This window comes from Rhodococcus sp. KBW08, from assembly GCF_003852455.1.
Lineage (GTDB): Bacteria > Actinomycetota > Actinomycetes > Mycobacteriales > Mycobacteriaceae > Rhodococcus_F > Rhodococcus_F baikonurensis.
In genome coordinates, this window is record NZ_QAJJ01000021.1 from 175,953 (window position 1) to 187,082 (window position 11,130).

7 protein-coding genes and 1 riboswitch are annotated in these 11,130 nt (G+C 61.8%); of the genes, 3 read left to right on the forward strand and 4 right to left on the reverse strand.

The annotated features are described in order from the left end of the window. Window positions 1-7: 7 nt before the first annotated feature. Together DBV08_RS27850 and DBV08_RS27855 are read right to left on the reverse strand one after the other, a co-directional pair. Entirely contained in the window at window positions 8-1,351 is a 1,344-nt protein-coding gene (locus DBV08_RS27850) for an LLM class flavin-dependent oxidoreductase (RefSeq protein WP_185564953.1), read from the reverse strand. Continuing rightward, window positions 1,334-1,447, reverse strand: a riboswitch (SAM riboswitch). It overlaps the preceding gene by 18 nt. Before the next feature lie 78 nt (window positions 1,448-1,525). Beyond that, on the reverse strand, window positions 1,526-2,431 hold the full coding sequence (locus tag DBV08_RS27855; protein WP_124569547.1) for a phosphodiesterase: 906 nt from the start codon (window positions 2,429-2,431) through the stop codon (window positions 1,526-1,528). A gap of 339 nt (window positions 2,432-2,770) precedes the next feature. Between DBV08_RS27855 and DBV08_RS27860 the strand changes: the two genes are divergently transcribed. Then, window positions 2,771-4,144: a dicarboxylate/amino acid:cation symporter gene (locus DBV08_RS27860; RefSeq protein ID WP_095971492.1), complete on the forward strand. Its 1,374-nt coding sequence runs from the start codon at window positions 2,771-2,773 to the stop codon at window positions 4,142-4,144. Between the two features lie 93 nt (window positions 4,145-4,237). On the opposite strand, the gene DBV08_RS27865 is transcribed toward DBV08_RS27860, so the two are convergent. Continuing rightward, window positions 4,238-5,356: an alpha/beta hydrolase family protein gene (locus DBV08_RS27865; protein ID WP_124569548.1), complete on the reverse strand. Its 1,119-nt coding sequence runs from the start codon at window positions 5,354-5,356 to the stop codon at window positions 4,238-4,240. Between the two features lie 112 nt (window positions 5,357-5,468). Here DBV08_RS27865 and DBV08_RS27870 point away from each other — a divergent pair, with 112 nt between their 5' ends. Further along, window positions 5,469-8,651, forward strand: coding sequence for a DEAD/DEAH box helicase (locus DBV08_RS27870; protein ID WP_124569549.1), 3,183 nt, complete (start codon window positions 5,469-5,471; stop codon window positions 8,649-8,651). A 113-nt stretch (window positions 8,652-8,764) separates the two neighbouring features. After that, window positions 8,765-9,340, forward strand: a complete 576-nt coding sequence (locus DBV08_RS27875) for a TerD family protein (protein ID WP_003940660.1) — start codon at window positions 8,765-8,767, stop codon at window positions 9,338-9,340. Between the two features lie 81 nt (window positions 9,341-9,421). On the opposite strand, the gene DBV08_RS27880 is transcribed toward DBV08_RS27875, so the two are convergent. Next, a complete protein-coding gene (locus DBV08_RS27880; protein WP_260395786.1) occupies window positions 9,422-10,843 on the reverse strand; it encodes a plasmid pRiA4b ORF-3 family protein in 1,422 nt (473 codons plus the stop codon). Window positions 10,844-11,130 lie beyond the last annotated feature (287 nt).

An 11,130-nucleotide genomic window follows, 5' to 3' on the forward strand; every position in this document is an offset into this window, starting at 1 on the left:
TCGTCTGTCAGGCGGCCGAAGTACCGGCGGCGTAGCGGTTGGGAACGTCGATGGGTAGACCAAGCAGTCCGCGAAGATTCGTCTGCGGATATTCGGTACGGAATGCGCTGCGCCGCTGCAATTCAGGCACCAGCTCACCTGCGATCGCGTCGAGGTCGTCCACGACGACACCCGGCCGCAACCGGAAGCCGCCGATTCCCAACTGCTGCCACCGGAGCAGGAGATCCGCCAACTCAGCAGCGGATCCGGTGAAGGTCAGTGCGTCCGAACGGTATTCGGCGCCGGCCTGCGCGTCGAGGCGAGCGAGTCGTTCCTTCCCTGTTTCTTCGGTCGTATCGAAGAAGACGACAATGTCGGTGAAGACCCGAAGCGCTTCGCCGGTGCGCTGCACGTGTTCCTCGGCTGCTCGCACTTCACCCAGGATCGCCGTGACCTGCTCGTCGTCGAACGGCGTCACGAACACCAGGTCGGCCGTCCGCGCCGCCAGCTCGTATGCGACCCGCTGATGAGCCAATGCGGTGACGACGGGATGGCCCTGCGGCGGGCGCGGAGTCACCGACGGTCCACGAACCGAGAGGTACTTTCCTTCGAAGTCGATGTAGTGCAGCTTGTCCCGGTCGATGAATCGACGCTGTTCGACATCGCGGATCTCGGCGTCGTCCTCCCAACTGTCCCAGAGTCTCCGGACGACGTCAGCTGCCTCCGCAGCTTCGTCGAACAGGTCGCGCACGAAGTCCGGGAGGACGCCGGAAACGATCGACTGACGGTCGGCATCGGTGAGGGCCGGGATGTCGCGACGCCCGAACTGTGCTGCCTCGGGTTCCGACACCGACACCTTCACCTGCCACCCGGCGCGACCACGCGAGGTGTAATCCAGCGTGGCAACGGCTTTGGACACGTGGAACGGCTCGGTGTGAATGGTGGTGATGGTCGGGATCAAGCCGATGTTGCTCGTGATCGGTGCCAGGCGCGCGGCCACGAGATGCGCATCGAGCCGAGCGCGAACCCGATCAACTGCGTCGTCGACGGGTTCGAGTGGGTTGGCCGGCACCGAGAGACTGTCCTCGATGGTGACGAAATCGAGCAGACCGCGCTCGGCGGTCGTCACCACGTCGGTCCAATACGACGCGCTGAACAGTTCACTCGGACGCGAGTGTGGCTCTCGCCAGGCTGCAGGGTGCCAACCGGCACCGTCCAGCGCTACGGCGAGATGCAGCGGAGCAAGACGAGAAGGGGTGGAGGTCATCGGCGCATACTCCTGTTCGAGAACTACTCGGGAGCGCACAGTGCCGACCGCAGAAGCCGTCAGCACCTGGCTGACGGTTCTCGTGGCGACTGCCGCTTGCGACACGCACCGCGCGTGTCGCCAGGTGTGATTCCGGGGCACCCCATCGGCATGAAGGGTTGCCGTCCAGCTAGCCGGTCCTTGTTGCTGGAGCTCTGCACCTACCTCGACGGTAGTGAGTACGCGACCGCCCGGCAATCGCCCAGAACTGCGCGGGGGTGCCGGAAACCGCCTGCCACCTCAGACGATCGAGCGGCCTGCCTTTTCGCTCTCGCGGATTCGAATACCGGCAGCGCCGAGCCTGCGGGCACCCTCGGCCGCGTCGACGGGCTCACCGACCGTCACGTGCGCACCGAGTGGAACGACCGAATGAACAATTGTCTCGTCGTACACGTGCACCAGGTTGCACCCCTGAGCCCCGTCACGACCACGCTGCCCACCGACTTCCACGTTCAAGTCCTGGGTGTAACACGTCGACGACGCCACGGACACCGGAATGCCGGCAAACGTCGCCGTCGTCGAATAGTGCAGGTGCCCGGCAAGAATCACCCGGACGTCGCTGCCACGCAATACGTCTGCCAACCGGGACTGATCGCGCAACTCCACCAGAACGGCGAGATCCTGAATGCACGGAACCGGCGGATGATGCAGCGCCAGAATTGTTCCGTCGGGCGCCGACACCGCCAATTCTGCTCGTAGCCAATCCAATTGACGATCCGTGATCTCACCGTAGTGATGACCGGGAACCGACGAATCCAGGGTGATCACCCGCAGTCCGTCAAGGTCGTAGACGTTGTCGACGGGATGATCGGTGGCGTCCTCGCCCAACAGCAACGATCTGAACGTAGGGCGGTCGTCGTGGTTGCCCATCGCCCAGACGACCTGCGCATCGATCTCGGCCGCCACAGGTTCCACGATGGCTTTCAATTCCGCGTATGCGTCGGGGTGCCCCTGGTCGGTCAGGTCGCCGGTGAATATCAGTGCGTCCGGGCGTGCGCCCGAGGCCACGATCCCGCTGAGCACTTCGCGCAATCTCGTCGACGCATCCACGGCGTCGTACAACTCCCCCTGAGCCACCAGATGCGTGTCACTGAGGTGCACCAGGAAATGCTTCGGACGCGGGTACTCGGCATTCCGAACGCTCATCGGTCTCTCGCTTCCGCTTGCCGACGCGTAGGCGCCGGTGCGGCACCTACTGATCGTCGAGACTAGTCAACCGACCAACAGTGACTGATCGGGGCACGCCCGACGAACACGAAGCGAACTCCCGCGGCCACCCTCGGGATCGAGTAGTTGAAGCTGCGAGTAGTGTGTGGACAGTGTTGTTCCTGACCAGTCGGCGTTACGTCGACCTTCGCCTGCAGGCGAGCGCAATGTGTCCGCGCTCGCTCTGACCTGACGCGTACCAGGAAACATTTCTTCGAATCTGCCCGGCCTCTGGTGCCGCGCTGCGTTTCGCTCCCATGATTTTCGAAAGGCATAGTCATGCCCAGCTCCACCTCCACCGGCGTGCCGGAAAAGTCCACGTCCCGTTTTCCGTCCTGGGCGACGGCATTCGGACCGCAGATCGTCGCGGGTCTCGTACTCGGTGTCATCATCGGTCTCGTCGCCCGGGCAATGCCTGACGCAGCCGACGGCAACGTCAACTGGTTGGTCGGCACCGTACAGACCATCGGTTCTAGTTACGTCAAGCTGCTCACCGTTGCGGTGATCCCGCTGGTGTTCACCGCCATCGTCAGCTCGATCGCCAACCTCCGCCAGGTCGCCAATGCAGCTCGCCTGGCCGTGCAGACCTTGCTCTGGTTCGCCATCACCGCTTTCATCGCCGTGATCATCGGCATCATCGTCGGCCTGATCACCGATCCCGGTTCGCGGACCGACGTCGCCGCCGACGCTGCGAAGGAACCCAAGAGTTCGGGTTCGTGGTGGGCGTTCATCACCGGACTGGTTCCGAACAACTTCCTGGGGCTGGGCGCAAAGACTTCCGTCGCAGAGGGAGTAGCAACCACATCCCTGAGCTTCAACGTCCTGCAGCTGCTCGTCATCGCCGGCGCAATCGGTATCGCGGCGCTGAAGATCGGCCCCAAGGCTGCTCCGTTCCTCGAGTTCAACGCGTCACTGCTCGCGATCGTCCAGAAGGTCCTGTGGTGGATCATTCGCCTTGCCCCGATCGGTACGGCCGCACTGATCGCCAACGCTGTCGCCACCTACGGCTGGGATGCAATCGGCTCGCTGGGCGTATTCACCGCCGCCATCTACATCGGTCTGGCCATCGTCTTCTTCGTGGTCTACCCCATCCTGATTGCCGCGCACGGCCTCTCGGTCCGAAGCTTCTTCTCCGGTGTCTGGCCTGCAACTCAACTCGGCTTCGTCTCGCGCTCGTCGATCGGCACTCTGCCGCTGACCGAACGCGTCACCGAACGCAACCTCGGTGTTCCGCGTGAGTACGCCTCGTTCGCCGTTCCGCTCGGTGCCACCACCAAGATGGACGGTTGCGCTGCAATCTATCCCGCGATCGCGGCAATCTTCGTCGCCGGCTTCTACGACGTCCCGCTGACTTTCACCGACTACCTGCTGATCGTCGTTGTCTCGGTCATCGGCTCGGCAGCAACGGCCGGAACCACCGGTGCGACAGTCATGCTCACACTCACGCTCTCCACCCTGGGTCTTCCCCTGGCCGGCGTCGGACTGCTCCTCGCAGTCGAACCGATCGTCGACATGGGCCGTACCGCAGTCAACGTCACCGGCCAGGCTCTGGTTCCGGTCATCGTCGCAAAGCGTGAGGGCATCCTCGACAAGGAGCGCTTCGACGCTCCCCGCAACGGTGATCCCTTCGCCGAGGAACTTGTCGACGCGTAACCCTCGCTGACAACAGCAGCGTCCCCGCACCTGAGCAATACGGTGCGGGGACGTTGCTTTTCACCCGGAACTGCACAAACTGTTGCCGAACCGTCAGACGCCCAACGCCCGGGACAAAGTCGGCCACGCCTTGGGTAGTCGTTCACGCCAATATGCCCACGCGTGTGTGCCGTTCGGCTCGTAATCGACCTGGGCCGGAATCTTCAGCTCCTGCAACCGCGCGTCGAACATCTTGGTACAGGCGTGCGCAGCAACCTCGATGCCGCCGCCGATCACCAGACGCTCGAGTAGTTCCGGAGTCTGCAGAGTCTCGTCGGATCCGGGACGACCATTGGCCGTCGACACGTAGATCTCCTTGCCACGCAGCTTCTCTGCGTTGATCAACGAATCGTGTGCCTCCCACTCGGGGCCTCCTGGCACACCCCAGATGTTGGCCGGATCTCCGCTTCGCGAAGAAATCGTGGCCTGGACGGCAGTTCGGCCGAGCGGATCCATCGTGGAGTAGCAGCCACTGAAAACCGCGACGCCACGATACATGTCTGGAAAGCGTTGGGCGAGCATCATTGCACCCATTGCACCCATGGAATTGCCGGCAATCGCGTTGATGCCGTTGGTCTTCAACCGTGCGTCGATCAGCGGTGGCAACTCTTCGGTGATGAAGGTTTCCCACTTGTGCAGTCCCAGCCGCGGATCCGGATTCTCCCAGTCCGAGTACAGGCTCGCGATTCCACCGTTGAGCATCACGACGTTGACGTTCTTGTCGGCGAAGAACGCCGGAGCGCCGCCGATCGTCATCCATCCGCTGCTCTTCTCACCGGCGTCGACACCCTCGAGCATGTACAGCGCCGGGCGCGGAACCGAATTGTCAGCGGGTAGCAAAATCTCGACGCCGACCTCGCGTCGAAGTGCAGGCGACGCCACCGTCAGCCTGACCGCTTGCGGTGCGGTCACCTTCTCACCGACGATGGCCGGGACGACGATGTCGTCGCGCAGGTCCGGTTTGGGGCCCGGATCCTCCTGAAGTGGTCCCGGGATCGTCGACCCCGAACTCACGCTGCCCTCGACGCTGCCCAGACTTCCCGAGCTTCCCGCGCTCTCGGAACTCGGGGCTGCCGTCGACAGTCCGCCCAACTGCAAAGAAAGTGCACAAACGGCCACACACACCGCACCTGTGCGCGCAGATCGGATCCACGCACGCCGCTCAGTCCTCATGAAACTCCCAAACCAGTCAAAGATGTTTTCCGTGAACATACCGTGCAGTTCGAACTTTCTTGGACAAATGACCACGAAGAGATCTGTCGGTCACCGCTACTAGGCTGGCCCCGTGCAACCGGATTCAGTCAGGGCCCTCGACCTCGACCGAATTCGCGCTGTCGTGGGCACAACCACCTACGAACGCGGTCTTGCCTACCTGCGGCAGAATGCAGTCGAATCCATCGGATGGAACGACACCGCTGACACCTTGACCGGCGCTGTGTCGGGAACTGCACGAGAGCCGTATACCTGCACGATTTCGGTAACCCGCAGCGCGACTGGTACCGCAACTTTCGCACGCGGCCTCTGCACGTGTCCCGTGCGGATGAACTGTAAACACGTGGCTGCGTTGGTACTCGCAGCAGTGGCCGAGGCGAACACGACGCCACAACAACACGGGTGGGACGGCGCGCTCGAGCAGTTGCTCCGACCCGACCCCGACCTCGGTGCCACTCGCGGACTCGGCATTCAATTCAGCCCCCGAACCAAGGGCACATCGACACGGCTCCTCGTCAAACCAGTGCAACCAGGAGCGAGAGGGTGGATCTCCGGCGGACTCGCCTGGAACAAACTCGGAAGCACCTTTCAGTTCCCTGCGGATCACCTCCGGGTTCTACGCGACATACATCTCCTGCACAGCGCCGGCAATTACTACCGCAATCAGAATGCCGCGGAAATCGATCTTGCCGGGTTCACGAGCCCGCAACTCTGGTCGCTGCTTCGTGAGGCGATCAGCCTGGGTGTTTCACTCGTTCACTCGAAGGCCGGCCTCGGCAACGTCTCCCTACTCGACGATGCCAACATCTGCCTCGACGTCCACGGAGCAGAAGACGACAACCTCCGTCTCACGCCCCGAATTCAGGCCGGTGGGCACATCGTCACTCATTCCGACTGGGGACTCGTCGGCACGCCGGCACATGGCGTCTTCACGCTCGACGACGCCAACGCGATCACGCTCGCACCACTACACACGCCGGTAACCCACCAACTGAGGCAGTTGATCGACTCCGGAAAGTCAGTCGACATACCCGCCGAGCATCGGGATGCGTTCACGTCACGGTTCGTGTTCAAACTCGGAAACCTCGCTCCCGTCACATCTTCCGACGGCACCTACAACCCACCGACTGTGTCCGGTCCTCGGCTACAACTGGTCGCCACGTACGAGGACAACCATCGCATCGACATCGAATCGGCATGGAAGTACACCGTCGATGCCGACGAACTGATCATTTCTACCGCGGATACATCCACCGACGAGTCCGAGGTCCGCAATCACGTGGCCGAAGATGCCATCGCCAAGAGCCTCGGTGCGGCCGGGGCGAAGGCCACTCTCGCGGGAACGCTGACCGGTCTCGATTCCATGCAGTTCACACTCGACCTCCTCCCCCAACTCGACGCGAACGCCGCCGTCGACCTCACCGTCGCGGGCACGCCGGCCGACTATCGTTCTGCAGACGACGCTGTCGTAATCGGTCTCAGCACGTCAGCCCCCGACGGGAACAGCGGATCCGACTGGTTCGACCTCGATGTCACCGTCGACGTTGCGGGACAAAGTGTTCCGTTCACAACACTGTTCTCCGCTCTGAGCAAGGGTGAGACCCACATCCTGCTACCGGACGGCGCCTTCTTCCGACTCGACGCACCTGACCTTCTCGGTCTACACCGACTCATCACCGAAGCGCGGTCACTGCTCGATCGCCCAATCGGCAAACTCGCGATCAGCAAGTTTCAAGCCGGGCTGTGGGATGAATTGACCACACTGGGAAGAGTCGAACATCAGGCAGCAGCATGGAAGAAGCAGATCGCAGGATTGCTCGACAGTTCCGGGATCGATCCCGTCGTAGTCCCCGACACATTGACGGCAACATTGCGTCCCTATCAGGTCGACGGATTCCGCTGGCTCAACTTCCTCCGGCAGCACAGCTTGGGCGGCATACTCGCCGACGACATGGGCCTGGGCAAGACCCTGCAAACCCTCGCAATGATCTGCGCTGCACGGCAATCGAATCCAGCGGCGCCGCCCTTTCTGATCGTTGCTCCCACCAGCGTGGTCTCCAATTGGAAATCCGAGGTGGCCCAGTTCGCACCAACCCTCCACGCCGCTGTCATCACGGATACTCTGCGGCGCAGAAGAACCGACCTGGCAACACTCGTCGACGGGGCAGACATCGTCGTGACGTCGTACGCACTCTTTCGCCTCGACAACGAGGCGTATTCCGCAGTCCTCTGGTCCGGACTGGTACTCGACGAAGCCCAATTCGCCAAGAACCACAAGTCCAAAGTCCACCAGTGCGCGCGAGCGGTGGACGCACCTTTCAAACTCGCGATCACCGGAACTCCCATGGAGAACAATCTGATGGAGTTGTGGTCGCTCCTCGCGATCACTGCACCCGGACTGTTCCCCAGTCCCACCACCTTCACCGACCTCTACCGCAACCCCATCGAAAAGGGAGGCGACACAGAGCGATTGGCGCAACTTCGACGGCGCGTCAAACCGCTGATGGTTCGGCGCACCAAGGAACAGGTGGCCGCAGACTTGCCGCCGAAGCAGGAGCAGATACTCGAGATCGAGTTGCATCCGAGTCATCGTGCAATCTACGACACTCACCTACAACGCGAACGGCAGAAGATTCTCGGATTGCTGGACGACGTCGACAAGAACCGATTCACGATCCTGCAATCGCTGACGCTGCTACGCCAACTCAGCCTCGACGTCTCGCTGGTCGACGAGGAAAACGGACCCGTCCCGTCGGCCAAGGTCGACGCTCTCGTCGAGCAATTGGACGACGTCATCGCCGGCGGGCACCGTGCGTTGATCTTCAGTCAGTTCACCGGATTCCTCGGTTCGGTGCGCGCCCGACTCGACGCAGAGCGCATCCCCTACAGCTACCTCGACGGTTCGACGCGCAATCGCGGTGAAGTCCTGGAGGAGTTCAAGTCTGGCGCAATGCCCGTCTTTCTGATCAGCCTCAAGGCTGGTGGCTTCGGTCTCAATCTCACCGAGGCCGACTACTGCTTCATCCTCGATCCCTGGTGGAACCCAGCCGCCGAAGCACAAGCGGTCGATCGCACTCACCGCATCGGGCAGACGCGAAACGTCATGGTCTACCGTCTCATTGCCAAAGACACGATCGAAGAGAAGGTCATGGCACTCAAAGCGAAAAAGTCGGCATTGTTCTCGAATGTCATGGACGCCGAAGGGACACTCGGCACCGGACTCGACGCCGAGGATCTTCGCGCGCTGTTCGAGTGAGGTGCCTATTCGGTCGAACCGCACCCACCCGCTCACGGTAATGTGAGTCGAGAACGGACAACACAGAACTCCCGAACGAAGAACTTCACTTCGTTCGAACGAGAGGAACCTGAATGGGCGTCACACTTGCCAAGGGCGGCAACGTATCTCTGTCGAAGGCCGCACCCAACCTCACCAAGGTCGCAGTCGGTCTCGGCTGGGATGCACGCAGTACCAGTGGTGCCGACTTCGACCTCGACGCCAGCGCGTTGGTCACCGGCCCGGAACGCAAGGTCCTTTCCGACCTGCACTTCGTCTTCTACAACAACCTTCGCTCGCCCGACGGATCCATCGAGCACACCGGCGACAACCTCACCGGTGAAGGTGACGGCGACGACGAAGTCATCAACGTCGACCTCCCGGCTGTACCGCCCAACGTCACCAACATCTTCTTCCCCGTCTCGATTCACGACGCGGACGCTCGACTCCAGTCCTTCGGGCAGGTCACCAACGCCTACATCCGCGTCGTAGATCTGTCGAATGGCTCCGAGCTGGCACGCTACGACCTCTCGGAAGACGCTTCCACCGAGACCGCCATGCTTTTCGGTGAGCTCTACCGCCACAACGGCGAGTGGAAGTTCCGCGCAGTCGGACAGGGATACGCATCCGGACTCGCCGGTATCGCCCGCGACTACGGCGTCAACATCTGATCTCTATCGGTACGCGAAACGGGGTTCGATCCGGTATTTCCGGATTGAACCCCGTTTCGTTTGTCTGCGACCATGCTCGAGCTAACGCTGCAGAATCGCCCTCGCGAGATAGGGAGCCCAGGACGAGTCCGCTTTGGTGCCGAACTTCCCCAGCTCGTAGCCCGTAGCCCCGATCAAACCAAGCACCTCTACAGTGCTCCCCGATGTGTCACGTTTGGAGGTCTGAGCTCCAGACATCAGGATGCTCGACGCGCGAATCGGCTCGAGCGCTCGCGAGACGAAGCGATGACGATCTGACGGCGACATTCCGGCCGCAACGGCGAGGAGTGCAAGGAGCTCCACCGCCCGCTGCGAGCCACCCGGCGCAACCGGAACCCCTTCGACGATTACCGACCACATCATCGACGCGTCCCGCTGAGCTGACTGTCCCCGCTTCGTCAGAACAATCTGCCCTTTGTGCTTTCGCACCAGGCCAAACCTCTTGAGTACCGCGAAGAGTGATCGCCCTTTGGGGAGATTGACAGGTCCCAGTTCAGGTTCGTCGAGCATCGCGTCGACGGTCGTGAAGAAATCATCCGCCTCGATCCCTTCGACACCGATCAGCGTCAGGACCGCCTGAAGGCGGTGTCCGGCTTCGAGGTGGATCAGCTCTCCGACTGCCGACCGATCTTCGATGCCCGCTCGGTCCAGAACCGCGTGCAATTCCGGGGCTCGCGCGGGTTCCAGGCATTCGACGAGCTTTGCAACGTCGTACGGCGCAACGATCTCGTCCGGTCGAGATGTACGCCTGTCGGACAGGCGACCGTTGACCTCGGCGATCTCGAATCGTGTCGGCTCGAATTCAGTTTGCGGCCATTCGAGGGTCCACTCGTGGGAGCGCAGCTTCTCCGAAGCGAGGACACCGAGGAGCTGCTCGTACTCGTCAGGCCCGACGCATTCTTCCGGAGGACATGCGCCGCGACCCGCGGCGCACACAACTTGAAAACCGTCGGGCAGTCGGTCCGAAGATTCGAGAGTCAGTGTGTGGCGCCAATTCCCGTAACGCCCATAGCGATAGCTGAGCTCATCACCTGGCAAGACCATGACCTCGTCCAGGCGTACCGCGGACTCCACGACCGCCACTCGACCGGGGCGGCGCTGTTCTGCGTTGCTTCCGGACGCCACATACTCTTCGACCTCACCCGGAAATCTCCTCCCGGACTTGGACCAGGCGTGCGAATGGAGGTCACTCCACCCCATTGCTTGTTGGACCACGGAATGCAGGTCATCCAGATTCAGATCTGAAGTGACGAGAATTCGTCGCCAGATCTGAGTGGAAACATTGTCGACACTGATACGTATCGCGTACTGCGCTGGAACCGAGCGCCGCTGCGAACGCAACGAGCGCGCAAACGGAAAGCCCCCACGCTCTCCGCCAACTTCTTGAACAAACCTTTGCAGTTCTTCCGGTTCCGTCGGAACGAGTCGCAAATGCGACACCCTCGAGCTGCTCAACCCCACCATGTCACTCAGCCTAGGCCAAAGTGCTAGGGACAAAGGCACAAAATCGGAGAGTACTTCGAACTTATGAGGGGGTTCACAATCTGTACCTTGGCTAATAAGTCGCTACGTGCTTCGGCGCCGGCATCTTCCTCACCCCGTCTGCCTTCGCTCTGCCCTGCCCTGCCCTGATGTTGTGAACGGTACGTTCGGTCGATCTGAGGCGACGAAGGTACCGTTCGCTCGCGGTCGGGGGTGTGTTTTGGGTATGAGAAAGCCCCCCAACCATGCATGGTTGGGGGGCTTCTCTT

Excerpts from the sequence above, each read along its gene's own strand:
- DBV08_RS27855 (WP_124569547.1), bottom strand. The coding sequence starts at position 2,431 with ATGAGCGTTCGGAATGCCGAGTACCCGCGTCCGAAGCATTTCCTGGTG.
- DBV08_RS27860 (WP_095971492.1), top strand. The coding sequence starts at position 2,771 with ATGCCCAGCTCCACCTCCACCGGCGTGCCGGAAAAGTCCACGTCCCGT.
- DBV08_RS27865 (WP_124569548.1), bottom strand. The coding sequence starts at position 5,356 with ATGAGGACTGAGCGGCGTGCGTGGATCCGATCTGCGCGCACAGGTGCG.
- DBV08_RS27875 (WP_003940660.1), top strand. The coding sequence starts at position 8,765 with ATGGGCGTCACACTTGCCAAGGGCGGCAACGTATCTCTGTCGAAGGCC.
- DBV08_RS27880 (WP_260395786.1), bottom strand. The coding sequence starts at position 10,843 with ATGGTGGGGTTGAGCAGCTCGAGGGTGTCGCATTTGCGACTCGTTCCG.